Below are 19,206 nucleotides of genomic sequence, written 5' to 3' on the forward strand. Positions count from 1 at the left end.
GCGAGCAACTCGCGCTCGCGCACCGTGAGCTGTGCGAGCGGCGTGTCGTTGACCTTGTTGATGTCGATATAAGGGATGCAGATACGGCCGTGGCCGACCGCCAGTATAGTGTCGAAGATGATCGCGGGATCGTCGAACTGAAAGCAGTAGCCCTGAGCGCCCAGCCGCACGCACTGCTTCAGGATGCCGATATCGTGGTCGTTGGAAAAGACGGTGATGCGCACATCGAGCTTGCGGCCTTGGACCTCCGCCAGGACTTCAGCGCCGTCCATGTCGGCCAGTTTCCAGCCGATGACGGCGACGTCGAAGCCGCCATTGACTGCCAGGTCGAGGAATTGCCTGCCGCTTTGCACGCTGCCCAGCAATTCGAAGCGGCCGTCGTTTTCCAGCATTTCGCGCAGCGCCGATATGACGAACGGGTTGCGCTCGGCGACGACGATGCGCATGCGCCGGTCGCCAACTGCCTTGCTCGTTTTCGCGGGCCTGCTGTTCAAGGGGTGGTTTTATCCATGGCTGATTGTGCCGCAACGCGGAGGTCAGGCTTCAATCCTGGACCTCATCACGGCAATTCTGCCCCAACCGCGCGGGGGTGCTCTTTCCCTAGCGACATCAGCTGTCGCGCTGATTGAAGCGGGATTTTCGTGATTTGCGACCGACAGACATTGCCACGCCGGGCATGCGCGATACCTTCTTCGAAGGAATGGGGACGGCAGGGAAAGCACGTGTTTGGTTTGATATTCCGCGTGTTAGGGCGATAAGTTCTCAAATCGAATCGTGTCAGCGCCAGAATCCGGATTCCGTTTCAAGGTCCGGCGCTCCAGGCCTGAGACAGGGTTTTTCCGGCATGGCGGGAGGCGCTGGTGGAGGACAGGCAGACGACCCCCGCCAAAGCGGCCGACGACGCGCACGCCGACATCTATGGCGATGACGGCGCGGTCCTTTCGTCCTTCCTTGCCCAGATCGGGGCGGCGATCGCCGACCGCGATACGCTGACCCTCAAGCATGAAGTCGATCACCTGCACCAGTCGGAGCTCGGCGACCTGATCGAGGCGCTGCATCCCGACCAGCGGCGCGCCTTGGTCGAACTGCTGGGCGCCGACTTCGACTTTTCGGCGCTGACGGAGGTCGACGAGGCGATCCGCATGGAGATCGTCGACCACATGCCCAATGCGCAGATCGCGCAGGCGGTGCAGGAACTCGATTCCGACGATGCAGTCTACATTCTCGAAGATCTCGAAAAGGAAGATCAGGACGAGATCCTGTCGCAACTGCCGTTCACCGAGCGGATCAGGCTGCGGCGTTCGCTCGACTATCCGGAAGAGACGGCCGGCCGTCGCATGCAGACCGAGTTCGTCGCGGTGCCGCCGTTCTGGACCATCGGCCAGACCATCGACTACATGCGCGAGGACAAGAACCTTCCTGACCGCTTCAGCCAGATCTTCGTCATCGATCCAACCTTCAAGCTGCTCGGGGCCATCGATCTCGACCAGATCCTGCGCACCAAGCGCGCGGTCAAGGTCGAGGACATCATGCATGAGACACGCCACGCCATCCCGGCCACCATGGACCAGGAAGAAGCGGCGCGGGAATTCGAGCAATACGACCTTCTCTCGGCCGCCGTCGTCGACGAGAACGAGCGGCTGGTCGGCGTGCTGACCATCGACGATGTCGTCGACGTCATCCAGCAGGAGGCGGAGGAAGATCTCCTGCGCATGGGCGGTGTCGGCGACGAAGAGCTGTCCGACACGGTGCTCGCAACCTCGCGCTCGCGCGTTCCCTGGCTGCTGGTCAACCTCGTGACGGCATTTCTGGCGGCATCCGTGATCGGCCTGTTCGACCACACGATCGAACGGATCGTGGCGCTCGCCGTGCTGATGCCGATCGTGGCCGGCATGGGCGGCAATGCAGGCTCGCAGACCATGACCGTCACGGTGCGGGCGCTGGCGACCAGGGATCTCGACATCTACAACGCCGCCCGCATCATCCGCCGCGAGATGGGGGTGGGCTTCATCAACGGCATGGTCTTCGCCGTCCTGATCGGCATCGTTGCCGCAATCTGGTTCGGCGATCCCAATCTGGGTGGGATTATCGGAGCGGCGATGATCATCAACATGTTCGCGGCCGCGCTCGCCGGCATCCTGATCCCGCTGCTGCTCGACCGGTTCAAGATCGATCCGGCGGTGGCGTCAGCGGTTTTCGTCACCACCGTCACCGATTGCGTCGGCTTTTTCGCTTTCCTCGGCCTCGCAAGCTGGTGGTTCGGGGTGAGGTAGTTGCCTTAATTGACTTTTACGTAAATGCCGTGCGAGGCTTACGCGGGTTGCCGGGTCGATTCCGACGGGCGCAAGGGGTTGGTTCGGGACAGGAGGCGAAGCCGCATGGCGGCCGTCCAGGATTCCGGCATGGAGTGACAATGCGGGAATATTATTCGATCACCGAACTGACCCGCGAATTCGACGTCTCGACGCGAACGCTGCGTTTTTATGAGGACGAGGGGTTGGTGCAACCGGTGCGGCGCGGCCGCACGAGGCTGTTTCGTCCGTCCGACCGCCATCTCATCCGACAGATCATGCGCGGCAAGCGGCTCGGCTTCTCGATCAACGAGATTCGCGAGATCATCCAGATGTACAAGGAGCCGCCGGGCGAGGTCGGGCAGCTCAAGCTGATGATCAAGCGCATCGAGGAAAAGCGCGAGGATCTCAGGCAGAAGCGGCGCGATCTCGAGGAGACGCTGGCCGAACTCGACCAGGCCGAAGAGTCCTGCGTGGAGCGGCTGGTGGAGCTTGGCGTCAATACGTAGCGCCGCTCAAATCCAGCGGCGCACCCGCTTTGCATAGTCGCGATATTTCTTGCCGAACTTCGCCGCCAATATCTTTTCCTCGCCCTCGATGGCGGCCTTCTGCGTGGCGAAGGCGGCGATGAAGGCGAACAGGAAGAACCAGGCTATCCCAGAGACCAAGGCAACGCCGATCAGCATCAGCGTCAGCGCGAGATAGATCGGATTGCGGGTGATGCCGAACGGGCCTGATGTCACGAGATGGTCAGGCAGGGCGGTGGGACTGAGCGTGGTCTTTGCCCGCATCATGGTGCGGATGGCGGTGACCCAGAGAGCGGCGGCGGCGAACAGCGCTACCCAGCCGGCGGCGAACAGGATGTCGCCGAGGAGGTCGCCGATCCAGGGCAGGGGATAGAGAATGCCGAGAATGACGCTGATGGCGATCGCCGCGGCATAGATCACCGGCGGCCACGGTATCACGCCTGGCTTGGGCTCGGTCATTGTGTCCCTCCCTCGCTCATCTTGTCCTCGGTGCTGGCGGTGCACGTGCCGGCAAGGTCGGACAGATGCGATCTGAAGTCGGCAGTCTGGTCGTTGTTAAAGAGCCGATCAAGAGAGCCTTCGCCTTCGATTGTTTCCAGCATGCAGCCGCAATAGCTGGAACAGAAGGTTGCGTTGCGCGTCTGTTCGCAGGAGCGCTGGCAGGTTTTCAGGAAATTGACCTGCGGCGTTTCCACCTGTGCCGGCATTACTTGCGAGAACAACCAGACGCAGCCGATCAGCAGCGGCTGGTGGATCAGGTAGAAGGCAAGGCTGTGGCGGCCGATGAAGACCAGCGGGTTCGACCAGCGGCCGGGCGCAAGGTTGGCCAGGCGTGCCTTTATGCCGGAGGCGGAAGCGAGTTTCGCCACCCCGATGCCGACAAGGACAGCGCCGAACCAGGGGAACAGCGGCACGTAATCGTTGGAACGCGGATTGATCGCAGACAGGCCTATCCACCACAGCCACGGGTGATCCAGCGCTTCGAAGCGCAGATAGACCGGTGCCGCGATGACGAGCGCTGCGGCGACAAGCGTGAGCAGCGCTGGCAGCCGCAGGAAAGCGAGGCCGAGCAGGCTGGCGAGCGCGATCTGATGCAGGATGCCGAAGAAGATGAATCCGTCAGGCGTCGCGATACGGGTGACCACCGAAATCGCGATCGCCGCGCCGGCAACCATGGCGAACCGCTTCCAGAAGCCGTTCCAGCGGATCTGGCGGCCATGGGCGAGATACAGGCTGACGCCGACCAGGAACAGGAAGGTGGAGGCGATGCAGCGCGCGTAGATCTTCCACCAGCCAAAGGCGGTGAGGCCGGGATCGGTGTAGCCGAAAAATTCGAGATCCCAGGTGAAGTGATAGCTCGCCATGGCCAGCAGCGCGATGCCGCGCACGACATCGATGGCGACGATGCGCTTTGACGGTTCGGAAACGGTGGCGCTCGGCGTGTGGATGCTCATGGTCTCGCGATCTGATTCAGCCCCGCCTGAGCACTATCACGGTTGCACCGGCCAGAAGAAGGCCGCGCGTATCGCGGCGGCTGACGGATCCGGCGCCGCTTTAGGCCAGAACCGGGAAGCCTTTGACCGATTTCGCTTTTTGCCGGGTAGGCGTCGGTTTCCTCTTATTGGGCCGCGAACGACCTCGGCAGATTGGAACCGCGATTCTGCTTTGGGGAAGCAATGTCCACCCATGTGCGCCACCCGATCTGGCTCCCGGCCCTCAAGGCCGCGGACGCGCGCACCTTCGCCTCGCTCTACGCGGTGGAATCCTTCGCCCGCGCCACGGTGTCGAGCGTCATCCCGATCCAGGCCTACGAAATCCTGCACAACGAACAGATCGTATCGATCCTCTACACGGTCGTGGCGTTGATGGGCCTGTCGGTAACCCTGTTCATGCCGATGCTGATCCGCCGTTTCGCCCGGCGCTGGGTCTACACGGCCGGGGCCTGCCTGCTTGCGATCGGCTCGCTCTTCTTCGTCACCCACACGCTGCCCGGCCAACTGGCTGGCATGCTGTGTCGCGTCATGGGCGCCAGCGCGCTGGCGGTCACGCTCAACCTCTACATTATGGACCATATCCGCAAGACCGACTTCATGCAGGCCGAATCGCTGCGCATGGCATGGTCGATGTTCGCATGGACCGGCGGGCCGACGCTCGGCATCTTCCTCTATGCGCATTTCGGCATCTATGCCGCGCATGGCGCCGTGGCGGTGTTCGCCATGGCCTTGCTGGCACTGTTCTGGTTCTACCGGCTCAGCGACAATCAATCGATCCAGCCGGGCAAGACGCGTCCGGCCAATCCGCTGGCCAATATCGGCCGCTTCGTCGCGCAGCCGAGGTTGAGACTCGCCTGGCTGATCGCTTTCGGCCGCTCGTGCTTCTGGACGACGTTCTTCGTCTACGGCCCGCTGTTCATGGTCATCACCGGGGAAGGCGACCTGGCCGGCGGCCTGCTGGTCTCGGCCGGCAACGCGCTTTTGTTCATGGCCATCTTCTGGGGCAAGGCGGGCAAGCGCTTCGGCGGCCGGCGCACCATGACGTTCGCTTATTTCGCCATGTCGGCAATGCTTCTGGCGGCTGGTACGGTAGGCGCCGCAGCACCGCTGGTCACCGGCGGCTTCCTGCTGGGTGGCGCCTTCTTCACCATTGCCCTCGATGCGCTTGGCTCGACCGCCTTCATGCGCTCGGTACGCTCCTATGAGCGGGCGCAGATGGCGGCGGTCTACCGCACCTATCTCGACTTTTCCGAGCTGACGCCGCCGCTGGTCTATTCCATCGTGCTGGCGTTCTTCGGGCTGGGTTCGGTGTTCGTCACGCTCAGCCTGCTGGCGGCCTTTTGCGGCTTCATGACCTGGCGCTATCTGCCGAAATCCTTGTGAAATCAGCGTGAAAGCGCTGCGTGGCGGTCGCGCACCCAGTTGTGGAAGCGGTGCAGTTCGTATTCCTCCGGCATCAGCACGCCGGCCGCGTGGCGCATCGAGCGCAGACCCTTCTGGTTGACCTCGCAGATCGCGGCGTCCTCCTCAAGCACTTGGCGGCCGAAGGCGACGATGTTGTCGATGTCGGTCGATGCGAGCATCTCGGGCGCGAACAGCCATTCGGCGACCAGCCCGGTCTGCTCCGGGCCAAGCGGCACGAGGCGCACTGTCCTGACATAATCGACATGGCCAACGACGAACATCGAGGGCAGGCTGGTGGCGTAGGTCTGGCCAGCGGCCCGTTCGGTTGGCGTCAGACCTGGGAAGACAGGTCCGTGCGCCTTGCCGTCACGCGACCAGGTTTCGGCGCCCGGCCGCAGGCCGCCGGAAAACTCCGGCGCGTCATTGTCGGCGTGGCGTGCCCATTCGGGATCGTCATGCCGGCTCATCAGGCCGCGCCCATAGATCGGCACCAGCCGCGACAGGTCCTTGTGGACGCCCGGGCAGTGCAGGCACTCGTTGAAGTTTTCCCAGAAGATCTTCCAGTTGCAATTCATGACCTTGCGCAGGACGTGGCCTGTCACCAGCGTTTCCAGCGGCCAGTTGCCGAGATTGCCCGAACCCGGATCGAAGGAGGACTGCGCGGAACCCGCCGCATCCTCCTGCAGGTTGACGAACACGAAACCGCGCCACACCGAGAGCGCGACGCGGTAGAGCGGATGGTCTGATTTGTCGAAGCCTTCCGGCAGTGATTTCGACGGCACGCGCACCAGATCGCCGCGCAAGGAATAGGACCAGGCATGGTACGGGCAGGTGATCAGACGCGCCTTCAGCCGGCCCTCGCTCTCCTGGCAAAGCTGCGAGCCGCGATGGCGGCAGGTGTTGTGGAAGGCGCGCAGTTCGCCGGTCTCGTCGCGCAGGACGACGATTTCCTGCGTGCCGACCCGGAAGGTGCGGAAGGCCAGGGGTTGAGCCAGGTCGGCCTCGCGGCAGACCAGCAGCCAGCTTCTATACCAGATGGCATCGAGATCGCGCTGGTAACTCTCGCCGTCCCAGTAAGCGGAGGAGGGCAAAGTGGGCTTGGCCTCGGTCAAGCCGTTATAGGGGGCACGCTCGCTGGCAATCGGTTGCATGGCTGGCTTCCTGTGACACAGCCAGCCGACACCGGCCCATGAGAATTGTCAATTCTCGCTCTGATACCGTCCACTTCCATGGCGCAATCGCGCTGATTGCCGGCGGAATTTGGTTTGCCGCATGTCTTGATTTTCCCTATAGTCCGCCCGTCGTCGGTTCCGTTTTGGAGCCAAGAGGGAATGCGGTGCGGGCGAAATACTTGCCCAATGCCGTCGCTGCCCCCGCAACTGTGTGTGGTAGTCCTCTCCATATGCCACTGAAGGTTTTTCTTCGGGAAGGTGGGGAAGGGCGCTGATCCGCGAGCCAGGAGACCTGCCGGCGACGGTAAAACTGACTTACAGGCCCTCGGGAGGAGGGCGAAAGGACATAGATGAACACCGCTTCCGTTTCCCTCGGCGCTTCCGTTTCCTCGCAGTCGCGTTTCATGCAGCTGGCGCTCGCGGCGCTGCTCGGCACTTTCATCATCGGCTTCGTTGGCTTCTCGCACATCGATGCGGTGCATAACGCTGGCCATGACAACCGCCACTCGATGGCGTTTCCCTGCCACTGATTAGGGATCTGACATCATGAATCTGTTTCGCAACGTCGTGTTCATCGCGGCGATCGCCGGGCTCGTGGCCGGCGTCGCCCTCGCCTGCATGCAGGCCTACGCCACCGTGCCGCTGATCCTCAAGGCGGAGGTCCACGAACAGGCCGAAGGCGGCCACAGCCATGAAAATGCCGCCGCACCGGCGCCGGCCGATGCGGCCACCGGCAACGCAATGAGCTCCTCGGCGCCTGCCGCCTCGAATGCCATGACTCCGGCTCCCGCCGCGCAAGCCGCGCCCGAGGAAGACGAGGGTTGGGCGCCCGCCGACGGCTTCGAACGGTTTGCCTACAACGTGGTGTCCAATGTCGTTACCGGCATCGGCTTCGCGCTGGTCCTGGTCGCCGTTTCGGAATTCGCCGGCGGCATCGGCAACTGGCGCCAGGGCGTGTTCTGGGGCCTGGCTGGTTTTGCCATATTCACGCTGGCACCCGGTCTCGGCCTGCCGCCGGAACTTCCGGCCATGCCCGCGGCCGACCTGACGCAGCGCCAGATCTGGTGGCTGGCGACCGTGGTTGCGACTGCCATCGGGCTCGGCCTGATCGCTTTCCGCAAATCGCTGCCGCTGACCATCCTTGCCGTCCTGCTGATCGTTGCTCCGCATATTGTCGGCGCGCCGCAGCCCGACAGCTTCGAGACACCGATCCCGGAGGGGCTGCACCACCAGTTCGTGGTCGCGGTGACGCTGACCAATCTGGTGTTCTGGCTGGTTCTCGGCGCTGTGGTCGGTATCGTACGCGGCCGCTTCACCGGCACCGCCACCAGCCTGCGCGACAGCTTTGCCTGATCGCGGCAAGCTGACCTTCCTCATCGGCGGTGCGCGTTCCGGAAAGAGCGCGCACGCCGAAACACTTTTAACCGCCTTGCCCGCGCCATGGGCCTATATCGCCACCGCGCAAGCCTATGATGACGAGATGCGTGAGCGCATCGCGCTGCACCGCTCGCGGCGCGGCGCGGGCTGGACGACCATCGACGCGCCGCTCGATCTTTGCGAAGCGCTCGAGGCCCTGCCGGACGGCCAGCCGGCGCTTGTTGACTGCCTGACGCTGTGGCTGACCAATCACATGCTTGCCGATCACGATGTGGCGGCCGAGTGCCGGCGGCTGGCCGACGTGCTGTCGCGGCCGCGCGGGCCGTGGTTCGTGGTTTCCAACGAGGTCGGCCAGGGCATTGTGCCGGACAATGCGCTGGCGCGGCGTTTTCGCGACGACGCCGGACGGCTCAACCAGCAGGTCGCGGCGATTGCCGATACGGTGCTGCTGATGGTGGCGGGGCTGCCGCTGAAGGTGAAGTGAGATGACCGACGCCAAGACCATCGACGACCAGGACGAAGAACGCCATCGCGCCAAAATGGCCAAGCGCAAGGCGGTGCAGGACGCCGAAGTGGCGGCCAAGACGATCGAGAAGGGGCTGCTCATCGTCAACACCGGCCCCGGCAAGGGCAAAACCACCGCCGCCTTCGGCCTGGCGCTGCGGATGCTTGGCTATGGCAAGCGCGTCGGTGTCGTGCAGTTCATCAAAGGCAAGTGGCACACCGGCGAGAAGGATGCTTTCGCCGCCTTCGGCGACCGTGTCGTCTGGCATGCGATGGGTGAGGGTTTTACCTGGGAGACGCAGGATCTGAAGCGCGACATCGCCGCCGCCGAGGCCGCCTGGGCCAAGGCCCTGGAACTGATCGCCGATCCGTCGATCAGCCTCGTCGTGCTCGACGAACTCAACATCGCGCTGCGCTACGACTATCTCGACCTGGACAAGGTGGTTGCCGCTCTGAAGGACCGCCGTCAGGACCTGCATGTCATCGTCACAGGCCGCAATGCAAAGCCGGCGCTGGTCGAGGCGGCGGATCTCGTCACCGAGATGGGGCTGACCAAGCACCATTTCTCGGCGGGCGTGAAGGCGCAGCAGGGGATCGAGTTCTAGAACGCCAGAACGACGATCACCGAGACCAGGCCGAACAGCGCGATCAGCAGATAGTCGGCGACGCGGTAAAGCGTCAGCGCATGCCTGATGTCGGCGCTGTCGACATCGCGGCGGCCGCCTTCGCCCATGAAGACGTCGTCAACCACCACGCCGCCATAGCTGCGCGGCCCGGCGAGCGCGAGACCAAGCGCACCGGCCATCGCCGCTTCCGGCCAGCCGGCATTGGGCGAGCGGTGTTTCCTGGCGTCGCGCAGCACCGCTTGCCAGGCGTTGCGCGGATTGGCTCCTTTGACCAGGACGGCGGCGAGCACGATGAGCAGCGCGGTCAGGCGGGATGCCGGCAGGTTGATCCAATCGTCGAAGCGCGCCGCCGCCCAGCCGAACGCCTCGTGGCGCGGGGTGCGGTGGCCGATCATCGAATCCGCGGTGTTGGCCGCCTTGTAGGCGGCGCCGCCGGCAAGGCCGCCGACACCGGTCCAGAAGGCGGGAGCGACGATACCGTCTGAAAAGTTCTCGGCCAGGCTCTCGATCGCCGCGCGGCAGACGGCGGCCCTGTCGAGCGTCTCGGGGTCGCGCCCGACGATCCGCGAGACGGCGGCGCGGCCCATTGTCAGGCCGCCCGAATCGAGCGCGTCGGCGACGGCCTCGACATGCTCATGGAGGCTCTTCTGCGACAGAAGCGATGTCGCCATAAGCGCGGCAACGATCAGGCCCATGGGAACGAACCAGATCAGCACGAGCTGGATGGTGAGGCCGATCAGCGCCGGCACCAGCACGATCACCAGCAGCGCCTGGACGCCGCGTTGGCGACGCAGCGCGTCGGGATCAGCGGGGCGGTTGAGCCTCAGATCGAGAAAGGATATCAGCCTGCCGAACCAGGTTACCGGATGGCCGATGGCGCGGAACAGCCGGTCCGGGTAACCGAGCGGGAATTCGATAACCAGTGACAGGAAAGCGATCAGGACTGACATGAAGCTTCTTGAAGGAGCGGTGGACCATGGTGGAAGTCTCGGCCGGGCGAGGGCGCTTTTCCCCAATGCCGTGCTGCCTTTCGTCGACCTCTCGACCGGTATCAATCCGCACTCCTACCCGCTTTTCGACCTGCCCGCCACCTCGCTGTGGCGCTTGCCGGAAGCCGCGCGCGGACGCGAGCTGATCGGGATCGCGACAACAACCTATGGCGCACCCTCGCCAGCCAATGTCGTCGCGGCGCCGGGCACGCAGATCCTGCTGCCGCGGGTGGCATCGCTGATCGCGCCCGGCAGGGCGCTTGTCCTGGGGCCGACCTATGCCGAACATGCCCGCGCCGCCGACATCGCCGGGCACGAGGTGGCCGAGGTCAGCGATTTCGCCGCGCTGGCGGGCGCCGACCTTGCCATCGTCGTCAATCCGAACAACCCGGATGGGCGCGTCATCGAGCGGGACAGGTTGCTTGCGCTAGCGGCCGGCCTGCGCGCCAAAGGCGGTCTGCTGGTCGTTGATGAAGCATTCATGGATGTCGGCCCGCGCGAGCACAGTCTCGCCGGCGACGCCGACCGGGGCGGTATCGTGGTGCTGCGTTCGTTCGGCAAGTTCTTCGGCCTCGCCGGCCTGCGGCTCGGGTTCGCGCTTTCCGATGCCGAGACCGTCAGACGGCTCGATACGCAGTTCGGGCCCTGGGCCGTCGCTGGACCGGCCTTGGAATACGGCATCCGCGCGCTTGCCGATATCGCCTGGCAGGACGCGATGCGCGGTTCGCTGGCGGATGCGTCGGCGCGGCTGGACGCGCTGTTCGGCCGCTTCGGCGTTCCCGTTGCGGGTGGCACCACTTTGTTCCGCTATCTCAGCTCGCTGGATGCAGCCGGTCTGTTCTCGGCGCTCGGCGAGGCCGGCATCCTGCTTCGGCATTTTGCCGACCGGCCGCATGTCCTGCGGGCAGGCCTGCCGGGGAGCGAGGAGGAATGGCAGCGGCTTGAGAGTGCCCTTGCGGTCTGGGCGTCGCGGCGCGAGGATCAGCCAAAAGGTTCGAAACGATGATCCATGTCTGCTCGCTGTCGAAGGTCGAGGAAACGGTGGCCAGGACCGGCGCCGAACGGCTGCTGTCCTTGCTGGCCGCCGGGACGGATGTGGTCCGTCCCGCCTCGATCACCAGGGAAAACCATCTGCATCTGGTGATGCACGATATCGCGGTGGCGCAGGACGGCATGACCATGCCGGGCGAGGAGCATGTGCGCAACCTGCTCGATTTCGCGCGCCGCTGGGACCTGATGAAACCGATGGTGGTGCATTGCTATGCCGGGATCAGCCGCTCGACGGCCTCGGCTTATATCATCACGGCGGCCCTGGCGCCGAAACGTGACGAGATGGAACTGGCGCGGACGTTGCGCGCACTCTCGCCCTCGGCGACGCCCAATCCGCGCCTGATAGCCGTGGCCGACACGCTGCTCGGCCGCGAGGGCCGCATGATCGAAGCGATCAAGTCGATCGGACGCGGCGCCGATGCGTTTGAAGGCACGCCATTTGAGCTGAAGATCGATAGCTAGCTGACCACCGTAACCTCGGAAATTGGCAGAAGCATACTCAGCGTCGTCATCCACGGGCGGAGCAGGAGCGAAGCTCCGTCGCGGAGACCCGAGGATCCATGCCGCGACCTTAGCTGACAGGTGCAGCGGAGCAGAATTCTGTACCGTGGCGCGCGCTTCCGAGTCCCGGCATGGATCCTGGGGTCTGCGCCGCGTCGCTGCGCTCCTTGCTTCGCCCCAGGATGACGAAGGGGAAAGGCTTCGGCCAATCTCGGAGAGGCGCGCTGCCAGCGGACGGTCAGAACATCTGTGTCAGGCAACCATCCTACTTCAGCCACTCGGTGAGCTTCGCCTTCCTCACGTCCCTGAGCAGGCCGATGAAGCCATTGGCTTGATGCTCCGCGGTCAATCGGCCTTTTTCGGCCGTCGCGATGCTGGCGTCGCCGACCACGCCGTTGGGGTTCAAGTCGCTGGCGATCCAGGCGAAGGCATGCGTGCCGGTCTGGCGCAGCAGCGAGAATCCCTTCTCGGCCTTGGCCACGTTGGAAATGAAATTGTCGGCCTTGCCCATGTCGACGAGATCGGGGCGGAAATGCAGCATCAGCGAGGTCTCGACATCGCCGCCATGGATGCCGTGTCGATCCTCGAGTTCGGTGTACATGCCGGCCGGGCGGCCGAAGCGCTGCCAGCTCGTCTTCACCGCCAGCATCTTTTCGCGCACGCGCAATTCGCGCGTGATGATGCCCATGATCTCCTCATTGCCGCCATGCGAGTTGACGACGACGAGCTTGCGCACGCCGGCGCGCGCGATGGAGAGGCCGAGCTCGGTCCAGGTTTCGACCAGCGTGGTTGCCGGCAAGGTGAGCGTGCCCGGCGCATGCAGATGCTCGTTCGACTTGCCCACCGCCTGGACCGGCAGGATGCGGATGTCGAGATCATCGGACAGGCGAGCGATCACCGTGTCGAGCATGCCGTTCATGATCGAGGTGTCGGTCGAAACGGGCAGATGCGGGCCGTGCTGCTCGATCGCGGCCACCGGCAGCACCGCGATTGTCGCTTCGGGATCGATCGAGGCGTATTCTGTGGTCCGGTAGTCGCCCCACCAGACGCGTCTCTTGGCTGCTGTCATGTCCTGCCTCTTCAGATTGCCCGGCAGACGTAGCGCGGCGTGGGCGGCCTGTCGATCACCCGGCGGCGATAGCCTCGACCTCGACCTTGAATTCCGGCCGGGCAAAGCCTGAGACGATCATCAGCGTCGAGGCCGGGGCCGGGCTCGAAAACAGCCTGTCGCGGACGTCCATATAGGGCCGCAGATGGGCGCGGTCGGTGACATAGGCGTTGATGCGTACGATATCGCCGAGCCCCAATCCTGCCTCGCCGAGCACGGCCGCTATGTTGCGAAAGCAGAGCTCGGCCTGTGCGCCGGCATCTTCCGGTATCTGATCGTCCAGGGTGATCGCGACCTGGCCCGAACACAGCACCAGCCGCTTGCCGGCCGGCACCTCGACGCCATGGCTGTAGCGGGCAAAGGGCGGTTTGATCGACTTGGGGGTGAGGAATTTGAACATGGCAGTCTCCGGTTTGCGCCAGCCTAGGGCCTGATGCATCACACCTTCAAGATGGCGGTGCATGCTGGCTGCGCGATTGTGGACAGCCGTTCAAAAAATAGGCACGATGCCTTCGGTGCAGCACGACCTTTCCGGCTTTCGCAGATGGCTGTGGTGCAGGCGGGCGGGTCCCGGCGCGAGACGCCGGTGGCATGTGTCTTGCTTCTTGATTCTCTGGTGTCGAGCCTGGCGCGTGGAGCGCCGGAGCAAACAAAGGGTGGTGTGATGTACGCAAAACAGAAGATTTCGGCGGCGACGGTGGCCCTGCTTGCCGCCAGCACGCTGGGCGCGGCCGCGAATGAAAAAGTGACCTTCGGCACCAACTGGCTGGCTGAGCCTGAACATGGCGGCTACTATCAGGCCGTGGCGGACGGCACCTATGCCGCCTGCGGCCTCGACGTCACCATCATGCAGGGCGGGCCACAGGTTGCCGGCCGGCCGATGCTGTTAGCCGGCAAGCTCGATTTCTACATGGGCGGCAATCTGCTGTCGGCCTTCGATGCCGTCCAGCAAGGCATTCCGATGCGCGTGGTGGCCGCCGATTTCCAGAAGGATCCGCAGGTCATCATGTCCCACCCTGGCGAGGGGCTCGACAAATGGGAGGATCTGAAGAACGCTGACCAGTATATTCTTGGTGACGAAGGCGTGCAGACCTTCTTCCAGTGGATGGTCACGGCGCTCGGCTTCGATGCGGCCAAGCGCGCGCCTTACACCTACAACACCGCTCCCTTCATCGCCAACAAGAAGTCGATCCAGCAGGGCTACGTCACCTCGGAGCCGTTCGCGGTGAAGAAGGAAGGCGGCTTCGTGCCCAACCAGTTCCTGCTCGCCGACTATGGCTGGGATACCTATTCGACGACGATCGAGGTGATGCAGGACACGATCGACAAGAAGCCGGAGGTGGTCCAGTGCTTCGTCGATGGCTCGGCAAAGGGCTGGTACAAATATCTCTACGGTGACAACAAGGCCGCCAACGACATGATCAAGAAAGACAATCCTGACATGACGGATGAGCAGATCGCCTTCTCGATCGAGCAGATGAAGAAGTTCGGCCTCGCCGATTCCGGCGACACCGAGAAGCTCGGCATCGGCGCCATGACCGACGCGCGGATCAAGAGTTTCTACGACAAGATGGTCAAGGCCAAGGTTACGCCCGCAGGCATCGATATCACCAAGGGCTACACGCTGGCTTTCGTCAACAAGGGCGTCGGGCTCGAGCTGAAGAAATAGGCCGCCCCGGGATGATGCGGGAACAGGTGGCGCAAGCGCCGACAGCCGCGCCGGCGCTGCTTTCGCTGCGCGGCGTCGGCAAGGTCTTTTCCAATGGCGTGACGGCACTGAGCGATGTCGACCTGACGATCCGGGAAGGCGATTTCCTCAGCCTGCTTGGGCCGTCCGGCTGCGGCAAGTCGACGGCGCTTCGGCTGATCGCCGGCCTGTCGACACCGACGTCCGGCGTGCTCGACTGGCGCGGCGGCGGCTCGCTCGACCGGGCCAATATCGGCTTCGTCTTCCAGGAGCCGACGCTGCTGCCCTGGGCCAGCGTCTTCGACAATGTCTGGCTGCCGCTCAGGCTGAAGGGCATTTCCCGCGCCAGGGCCGCGCCGGCGGTGAAGGAGATGCTGGCACGGGTTCACCTCACCGGTTTCGAGGACGCGGTGCCGCGCGAACTGTCGGGCGGCATGAAAATGCGCGTCTCCATCGCACGCGCCATGGTGACCAAGCCGCGCGTGCTGTTGATGGACGAGCCGTTCGCGGCACTCGACGAGATCACCCGCTTCAAGCTCAACAACGACCTTCTCGAGCTCTGGCAGGATGAGCGCTTCACCGTGGTCTTCGTCACCCATAGCGTCTTCGAAAGCGTGTTCCTGTCCAACCGCGTCGTCGTCATGGCGGCGCGGCCGGGCAGGGTGTTCGACGAACTCGCCATCGAGGCCGCCTATCCGCGCGACGAGGCGTTCCGTACCTCGCCCGACTATGCCGCCCTTTGCCGTCAGGCCTCGGATGTGCTGGTCAACGCCATCAATTCCACGACAGGTCCCCATCATGACGGTCATTGACGAGCGCGCGCTCAAGCTCGACCCGGAGGAAGCGCGCCGGGTGCGCCAGGAACGGTTCGAGCGGATCGGCCGCTGGGGGCTACCGCTGGCAATCATGATCCTGGCGATCGTGCTGTGGGACCGTATCTGCGTCTGGAACGCGATACCGCAATACATCCTGCCGCGGCCCGGCGTGGTTCTATGGACGCTCTACAACGATGCCGGCCTGTTGTTTTCGGCGCTGCTGGTCACCTTGCGCATCACCTTTCTCAGCCTGGCCCTGGCCGTCATCGGCGGTGTCGGGCTGGCGGTGCTGTTTGCGCAGTCGAAATGGGTGGAGATGTCGTTCTTCCCCTTCGCCATCGTGCTGCAGGTGACGCCGATCGTGGCGATCTTTCCGCTGATCAACATCTATGTGAACAACCAGACGACCAAGCTTCTGCTATGCGCCTGGATCGTCGCCTTCTTTCCGATCCTGTCCAACACCACGCTTGGCCTGAACTCGGTCGACCGCAATCTACGCGACCTGTTCAAGCTCAATGGCGCGACGCGCTGGCAGCAACTACGCTATCTCAGATTGCCGGCGGCGATGCCGTATTTCCTCGGCGGGTTGAAGATAGCCGGTGGACTGTCGCTGATCGGCGCGGTGGTGGCTGAATTCGTTGCCGGCACCACCGGGCAGTCGTCGGGGCTTGCCTCGCGCATCATCGAGGCCGGCTACCGGCTCAACGCGCCCCGGCTGTTCGCCGCGCTGTTCCTGATCTCGCTGACCGGCATTCTGATCTTTCTGGTGCTGTCGCTGATTTCGCATCTCATTTTGCGGCGCTGGCATGAAAGCGCGCTCAAGCAGGAGCGATAAGCCCTTGATACCGAACGCGGTTTCATACCGGCTCACCAACGTCCGGCTTCATGCATCGGTGGCACCTGGGCTTGCCGCCGTATTCGACGCGGACGGCTTTGCGCTGGCCGACATTGCCGTTGCCGATGGCAGGATTTCCGGCATTACCGCGCATGCCAGAACGGGGGCGGCCGCCGATGCCGTGGACCTCGGCGGCCGCATCGTCCTGCCATGCTTCGTCGATTGCCACACCCATATCGACAAGGGCCATATCTGGCCGCGAAAACCCAACCCCGACGGCACCTTCATGGGTGCGCTCAATGCCGCCGGCGCCGACCGCGTCGCGCGCTGGAGCGCCGAGGATCTGGCCAGGCGCATGGATTTTTCCTTACGCTCGGCTTACGCCCATGGCACCAGGGCGTTGCGCACCCATCTCGACAGTGTCGCGCCCCAGGAAGAAATCTCCTGGCCGGTGTTCGAAGCGATGCGCGAGACCTGGTGCGGCCGCATAGACTTGCAGGGCGCCTGCCTGCTCGGTATCGAGGGTGTGCGCGATAAGAACTGGTTCGACCGGTTGGCGAAACGGGTCGCCGCCGCCAAGGGCGTGCTCGGCGTCGTCACCTATATGGTGCCGGACCTTGAAGAATTGCTCGACCAGGTCTTCGCGCAGGCGATCAAGCACGGGCTCGATCTCGATTTCCATGCCGACGAGACCGACGACATCGCCGCCGTCTCGCTGAAGAAGATCGCCGAGGCAGCACTCTGGAACGGCTTCGAGGGCAACATACTGGTCGGCCATTGCTGCTCGCTGGCGCGCCAGCCCGACCTCGAGGTGCTGGACACGCTGGACAAGGTGGCGAAGGCCGGGCTGGCTGTCGTGTCGCTGCCGATGTGCAATCTCTACCTGCAGGACCGGCGCGGCAACGGTACCACGCCACGCTGGCGCGGCGTGACATTGCTGCATGAGATGAAGGCGAGGGGCATTCCGGTTGCCGTCGCTTCCGACAATACGCGTGACCCGTTCTATGCCTATGGCGACCTCGACATGCTGGAAGTCTACAGGATGGCGACCCGCATTCTGCATCTGGATCATCCTGTCGCCGATTGGCCTCGGGCGGTCACGGCGACGCCGGCGAAAGTGATGAGGCTTGACGGCATCGGTACACTGGCTGCCGGCGGCGATGCCGACTTCATCCTGTTCAAAGGTCGAAGCTGGACGGAATTGCTGTCGCGGCCCGAATCGGATCGCATCGTGGTGCGCGGCGGGCGCGCGATCGACCGGCAATTGCCAGACTATGCCGAACTCGACGAGTTGATGGTGGGATGATGGATGTTTCGGCGCTCAAGCGCGATCTCGACGGGCTGAAGCTCGACGACAACGAGGCCATCGTCCAGCAGAAGAGCCGCGACTTCTACTGGTACAGTCCGGTGCTGAAAGAGCAGCTCGACCACGTCACTGGCGACCTGATCGTGACACCGAAGGATGAGGCCGAGCTGATCCGCGTGCTGGCGGCCTGCCATCGGCACAGCGTCCCGGTGACGCCGCGTGGCAGCGGCACCGGCAATTACGGTCAGGCGATGCCGCTGTCGGGCGGTGTGGTGCTCAATCTTGCTGAGATGAACGAGATCAAGTCGATCGCGCCGGGGCGCGTGGTGACAGGTCCGGGCGCGATTCTCGCGGACATCGACAAAGCGACGCGGGCGCATTCCGGGCAGGAACTCAGGCTGTCGCCTTCGACCTACAACACGGCCTCGATCGGCGGTTTCATCGCCGGTGGATCCGGCGGCGTCGGGTCGATCAATTTCGGCGGCCTGCGCGATTTCGGCAATGTGTTGCGCCTGCGCGTGGTGACCATGGAGGCCGAACCCAAGGTGCTTGAACTGACGGGGGAGGACCTGCACAAGGTGACTCACGCCTATGGCACCAACGGCATCATCTCGGAAGTCGAGATGCCGCTGACGGCAGCCTATGAGTGGGTCGACGTGATCGTCGGCTTCGGCGCTTTCATGGATGCCGCACGCTACGGCAATGCGCTGGCCTGCCAGGACGGCATCCTGACCAAGCTGATCACGCCGATCGCTGCTCCCGTGCCGCAGCTTTATTTCAGGCGGCACCAGAAGTTCCTGCGCGAGGGGCAAAGCATCTGCGTGGTCATGGTGGCGCAGCATGGGCTGGACGCCTTCCTGGCGTTTACCCGGCGCGCGGGCGGCGAAGTGATCTTCAACGCCGCCACGGCTACGACCGAGGAAAAAAAGGGCCTGCCGCCGGCTTATGAGCTGGCGTGGAACCACACGACGCTCCGGGCGCTGCGGGTCGACCCTTCGATCACCTATCTGCAGTCGCTTTATCCGTTTCCCAACCAATTGGCGCTGGTAGAGAAGATGGATGCGATGTTTCCGGGCGAGGTGTTCTCGCATCTGGAATTCGTGCGGCTCGACGGCAACATCACCTGCTTCGGCCTGCCGCTGGTGAAGTTCACCACCGAGGCGCGACTGGACGAGATCATCCGGCTGCATGAGGAGAATGGCTGCCCGATCTTCAATCCGCACCGCTATACGCTGGAAGAGGGCGGTATGAAGCAGACGGATGCCGTGCAGCTTGCCTTCAAGCGCGAGACCGACCCGCAAGGCCTGCTCAATCCCGGCAAGATGGTCGCCTGGGAAAACCCGGACTATGACTATCGTTCGGGAAGGACCTTTTTGTTCAAGGGACTGCAGAGGGCGGGATGAGGAGAGGCTTGCGCATAAGCCCCCCTCTCTGGCCTGCCGGCCATCTCCCCCTCAAGGGGGGAGATCAGCAGTTTCGGCGCCTCGCTCGTCTTTCGGCGTCGACAATTGGCGAAAGCGG

The 19,206-nt window shown here is 63.9% G+C and carries 21 protein-coding genes and 1 riboswitch; of the genes, 14 read left to right on the forward strand and 7 right to left on the reverse strand.

The window, feature by feature from the left end; all coding sequences use genetic code 11:
* Positions 1 to 446 (reverse strand): response regulator transcription factor (locus tag J0I79_RS09955; protein ID WP_292856995.1); only part of this gene is annotated, 446 nt, incomplete at its 3' end.
* Positions 447 to 860: 414 nt separating this feature from the next.
* Between J0I79_RS09955 and mgtE the strand changes: the two genes are divergently transcribed.
* The gene (gene mgtE / locus J0I79_RS09960; protein ID WP_292856997.1) at positions 861 to 2,273 is read left to right on the forward strand and encodes a magnesium transporter; all 1,413 of its coding nucleotides are present in this window, start codon (positions 861 to 863) and stop codon (positions 2,271 to 2,273) included.
* A 140-nt stretch (positions 2,274 to 2,413) separates the two neighbouring features.
* Positions 2,414 to 2,800, forward strand: a complete 387-nt coding sequence (locus tag J0I79_RS09965) for a MerR family DNA-binding transcriptional regulator (RefSeq protein WP_006203215.1) — start codon at positions 2,414 to 2,416, stop codon at positions 2,798 to 2,800.
* Positions 2,801 to 2,806: 6 nt separating this feature from the next.
* Here J0I79_RS09965 and J0I79_RS09970 read toward each other — a convergent pair whose 3' ends face one another.
* Together J0I79_RS09970 and J0I79_RS09975 are read right to left on the reverse strand one after the other, a co-directional pair.
* Positions 2,807 to 3,277 carry an isoprenylcysteine carboxylmethyltransferase family protein gene (locus J0I79_RS09970; RefSeq protein WP_292857000.1) on the reverse strand — a complete coding sequence of 157 codons (471 nt, stop codon included), beginning with the start codon at positions 3,275 to 3,277 and terminating at the stop codon, positions 2,807 to 2,809.
* Positions 3,274 to 4,272, reverse strand: a complete 999-nt coding sequence (locus tag J0I79_RS09975; protein ID WP_292857002.1) for a DUF1624 domain-containing protein — start codon at positions 4,270 to 4,272, stop codon at positions 3,274 to 3,276. The genes J0I79_RS09970 and J0I79_RS09975 overlap by 4 nt, the downstream gene beginning before the upstream one ends.
* Before the next feature lie 222 nt (positions 4,273 to 4,494).
* Between J0I79_RS09975 and J0I79_RS09980 the strand changes: the two genes are divergently transcribed.
* Positions 4,495 to 5,694: an MFS transporter gene (locus tag J0I79_RS09980; protein WP_292857004.1), complete on the forward strand. Its 1,200-nt coding sequence runs from the start codon at positions 4,495 to 4,497 to the stop codon at positions 5,692 to 5,694.
* Positions 5,695 to 5,696: 2 nt separating this feature from the next.
* On the opposite strand, the gene J0I79_RS09985 is transcribed toward J0I79_RS09980, so the two are convergent.
* Positions 5,697 to 6,866, reverse strand: a complete 1,170-nt coding sequence (locus J0I79_RS09985; protein ID WP_292857006.1) for an aromatic ring-hydroxylating dioxygenase subunit alpha — start codon at positions 6,864 to 6,866, stop codon at positions 5,697 to 5,699.
* Positions 6,867 to 7,003: 137 nt separating this feature from the next.
* Positions 7,004 to 7,202: riboswitch (cobalamin riboswitch) on the forward strand.
* Between the two features lie 35 nt (positions 7,203 to 7,237).
* On the opposite strand from J0I79_RS09985, the gene J0I79_RS09990 reads away from it, so the two are divergent.
* The 4 genes from J0I79_RS09990 to cobO are packed head-to-tail and all read left to right on the forward strand — an operon-like array spanning position 7,238 to position 9,373.
* Positions 7,238 to 7,417 carry a CbtB domain-containing protein gene (locus J0I79_RS09990; protein ID WP_027051280.1) on the forward strand — a complete coding sequence of 60 codons (180 nt, stop codon included), beginning with the start codon at positions 7,238 to 7,240 and terminating at the stop codon, positions 7,415 to 7,417.
* A gap of 16 nt (positions 7,418 to 7,433) precedes the next feature.
* On the forward strand, positions 7,434 to 8,240 hold the full coding sequence (locus tag J0I79_RS09995; RefSeq protein ID WP_292857008.1) for a CbtA family protein: 807 nt from the start codon (positions 7,434 to 7,436) through the stop codon (positions 8,238 to 8,240).
* Positions 8,233 to 8,748, forward strand: coding sequence for a bifunctional adenosylcobinamide kinase/adenosylcobinamide-phosphate guanylyltransferase (gene cobU, locus J0I79_RS10000; protein WP_292857010.1), 516 nt, complete (start codon positions 8,233 to 8,235; stop codon positions 8,746 to 8,748). The genes J0I79_RS09995 and cobU overlap by 8 nt, the downstream gene beginning before the upstream one ends.
* A 1-nt stretch (position 8,749) precedes the next feature.
* A complete protein-coding gene (gene cobO, locus J0I79_RS10005) occupies positions 8,750 to 9,373 on the forward strand; it encodes a cob(I)yrinic acid a,c-diamide adenosyltransferase (protein WP_292857012.1) in 624 nt (207 codons plus the stop codon).
* Here the strand turns inward: cobO and cbiB are convergent.
* The gene (gene cbiB, locus J0I79_RS10010) at positions 9,370 to 10,344 is read right to left on the reverse strand and encodes an adenosylcobinamide-phosphate synthase CbiB (protein WP_292857014.1); all 975 of its coding nucleotides are present in this window, start codon (positions 10,342 to 10,344) and stop codon (positions 9,370 to 9,372) included. The genes cobO and cbiB overlap by 4 nt on opposite strands.
* On the opposite strand from cbiB, the gene cobD reads away from it, so the two are divergent.
* Positions 10,343 to 11,389 carry a threonine-phosphate decarboxylase CobD gene (gene cobD / locus J0I79_RS10015; protein WP_292857016.1) on the forward strand — a complete coding sequence of 349 codons (1,047 nt, stop codon included), beginning with the start codon at positions 10,343 to 10,345 and terminating at the stop codon, positions 11,387 to 11,389. The two genes, cbiB and cobD, sit on opposite strands and share 2 nt — an antisense overlap.
* Positions 11,386 to 11,895, forward strand: a complete 510-nt coding sequence (locus tag J0I79_RS10020; protein WP_292857018.1) for a tyrosine phosphatase family protein — start codon at positions 11,386 to 11,388, stop codon at positions 11,893 to 11,895. The genes cobD and J0I79_RS10020 overlap by 4 nt, the downstream gene beginning before the upstream one ends.
* Positions 11,896 to 12,199: 304 nt before the next feature.
* Here J0I79_RS10020 and J0I79_RS10025 read toward each other — a convergent pair whose 3' ends face one another.
* A complete protein-coding gene (locus J0I79_RS10025; RefSeq protein WP_292857020.1) occupies positions 12,200 to 13,003 on the reverse strand; it encodes a creatininase family protein in 804 nt (267 codons plus the stop codon).
* 55 nt (positions 13,004 to 13,058) lie between these two features.
* Entirely contained in the window at positions 13,059 to 13,442 is a 384-nt protein-coding gene (locus J0I79_RS10030) for a RidA family protein (protein WP_292857022.1), read from the reverse strand.
* A gap of 264 nt (positions 13,443 to 13,706) precedes the next feature.
* Here J0I79_RS10030 and J0I79_RS10035 point away from each other — a divergent pair, with 264 nt between their 5' ends.
* Genes J0I79_RS10035 through J0I79_RS10055 form a run of 5 tightly spaced genes read left to right on the forward strand, consistent with a single transcriptional unit; the run spans position 13,707 to position 19,088 of the window.
* Positions 13,707 to 14,711: an ABC transporter substrate-binding protein gene (locus J0I79_RS10035; protein WP_292857024.1), complete on the forward strand. Its 1,005-nt coding sequence runs from the start codon at positions 13,707 to 13,709 to the stop codon at positions 14,709 to 14,711.
* Positions 14,712 to 14,722: 11 nt separating this feature from the next.
* Positions 14,723 to 15,541: an ABC transporter ATP-binding protein gene (locus J0I79_RS10040; RefSeq protein ID WP_292857026.1), complete on the forward strand. Its 819-nt coding sequence runs from the start codon at positions 14,723 to 14,725 to the stop codon at positions 15,539 to 15,541.
* Positions 15,528 to 16,379: an ABC transporter permease gene (locus tag J0I79_RS10045; protein WP_292857028.1), complete on the forward strand. Its 852-nt coding sequence runs from the start codon at positions 15,528 to 15,530 to the stop codon at positions 16,377 to 16,379. The genes J0I79_RS10040 and J0I79_RS10045 overlap by 14 nt, the downstream gene beginning before the upstream one ends.
* A gap of 4 nt (positions 16,380 to 16,383) precedes the next feature.
* Positions 16,384 to 17,685 (forward strand): cytosine deaminase, encoded by a 1,302-nt coding sequence (locus J0I79_RS10050; protein ID WP_292857030.1) that lies wholly within the window; start codon positions 16,384 to 16,386, stop codon positions 17,683 to 17,685.
* Positions 17,685 to 19,088, forward strand: a complete 1,404-nt coding sequence (locus J0I79_RS10055; protein ID WP_292857137.1) for an FAD-binding oxidoreductase — start codon at positions 17,685 to 17,687, stop codon at positions 19,086 to 19,088. Before J0I79_RS10050 ends, J0I79_RS10055 begins: the two co-directional genes overlap by 1 nt.
* Positions 19,089 to 19,206: the final 118 nt, after the last annotated feature.

The organism is Mesorhizobium sp. (genome assembly GCF_017306585.1).
Taxonomy (GTDB): domain Bacteria; phylum Pseudomonadota; class Alphaproteobacteria; order Rhizobiales; family Rhizobiaceae; genus Mesorhizobium.

What these genes read in the sequence shown, in the direction of transcription:
- J0I79_RS09980 (WP_292857004.1), top strand. Translation starts at nt 4,495, where the DNA reads ATGTCCACCCATGTGCGCCACCCGATCTGGCTCCCGGCCCTCAAGGCC.
- J0I79_RS09995 (WP_292857008.1), top strand. Translation starts at nt 7,434, where the DNA reads ATGAATCTGTTTCGCAACGTCGTGTTCATCGCGGCGATCGCCGGGCTC.
- J0I79_RS10045 (WP_292857028.1), top strand. Translation starts at nt 15,528, where the DNA reads ATGACGGTCATTGACGAGCGCGCGCTCAAGCTCGACCCGGAGGAAGCG.
- J0I79_RS09990 (WP_027051280.1), top strand. Translation starts at nt 7,238, where the DNA reads ATGAACACCGCTTCCGTTTCCCTCGGCGCTTCCGTTTCCTCGCAGTCG.
- J0I79_RS09970 (WP_292857000.1), bottom strand. Translation starts at nt 3,277, where the DNA reads ATGACCGAGCCCAAGCCAGGCGTGATACCGTGGCCGCCGGTGATCTAT.
- cbiB (WP_292857014.1), bottom strand. Translation starts at nt 10,344, where the DNA reads ATGTCAGTCCTGATCGCTTTCCTGTCACTGGTTATCGAATTCCCGCTC.
- J0I79_RS10025 (WP_292857020.1), bottom strand. Translation starts at nt 13,003, where the DNA reads ATGACAGCAGCCAAGAGACGCGTCTGGTGGGGCGACTACCGGACCACA.
- J0I79_RS10055 (WP_292857137.1), top strand. Translation starts at nt 17,685, where the DNA reads ATGGATGTTTCGGCGCTCAAGCGCGATCTCGACGGGCTGAAGCTCGAC.
- J0I79_RS10035 (WP_292857024.1), top strand. Translation starts at nt 13,707, where the DNA reads ATGTACGCAAAACAGAAGATTTCGGCGGCGACGGTGGCCCTGCTTGCC.
- J0I79_RS09985 (WP_292857006.1), bottom strand. Translation starts at nt 6,866, where the DNA reads ATGCAACCGATTGCCAGCGAGCGTGCCCCCTATAACGGCTTGACCGAG.
- J0I79_RS09965 (WP_006203215.1), top strand. Translation starts at nt 2,414, where the DNA reads ATGCGGGAATATTATTCGATCACCGAACTGACCCGCGAATTCGACGTC.
- J0I79_RS10030 (WP_292857022.1), bottom strand. Translation starts at nt 13,442, where the DNA reads ATGTTCAAATTCCTCACCCCCAAGTCGATCAAACCGCCCTTTGCCCGC.
- J0I79_RS10020 (WP_292857018.1), top strand. Translation starts at nt 11,386, where the DNA reads ATGATCCATGTCTGCTCGCTGTCGAAGGTCGAGGAAACGGTGGCCAGG.
- cobD (WP_292857016.1), top strand. Translation starts at nt 10,343, where the DNA reads ATGAAGCTTCTTGAAGGAGCGGTGGACCATGGTGGAAGTCTCGGCCGG.
- J0I79_RS09975 (WP_292857002.1), bottom strand. Translation starts at nt 4,272, where the DNA reads ATGAGCATCCACACGCCGAGCGCCACCGTTTCCGAACCGTCAAAGCGC.
- J0I79_RS10040 (WP_292857026.1), top strand. Translation starts at nt 14,723, where the DNA reads ATGATGCGGGAACAGGTGGCGCAAGCGCCGACAGCCGCGCCGGCGCTG.
- cobO (WP_292857012.1), top strand. Translation starts at nt 8,750, where the DNA reads ATGACCGACGCCAAGACCATCGACGACCAGGACGAAGAACGCCATCGC.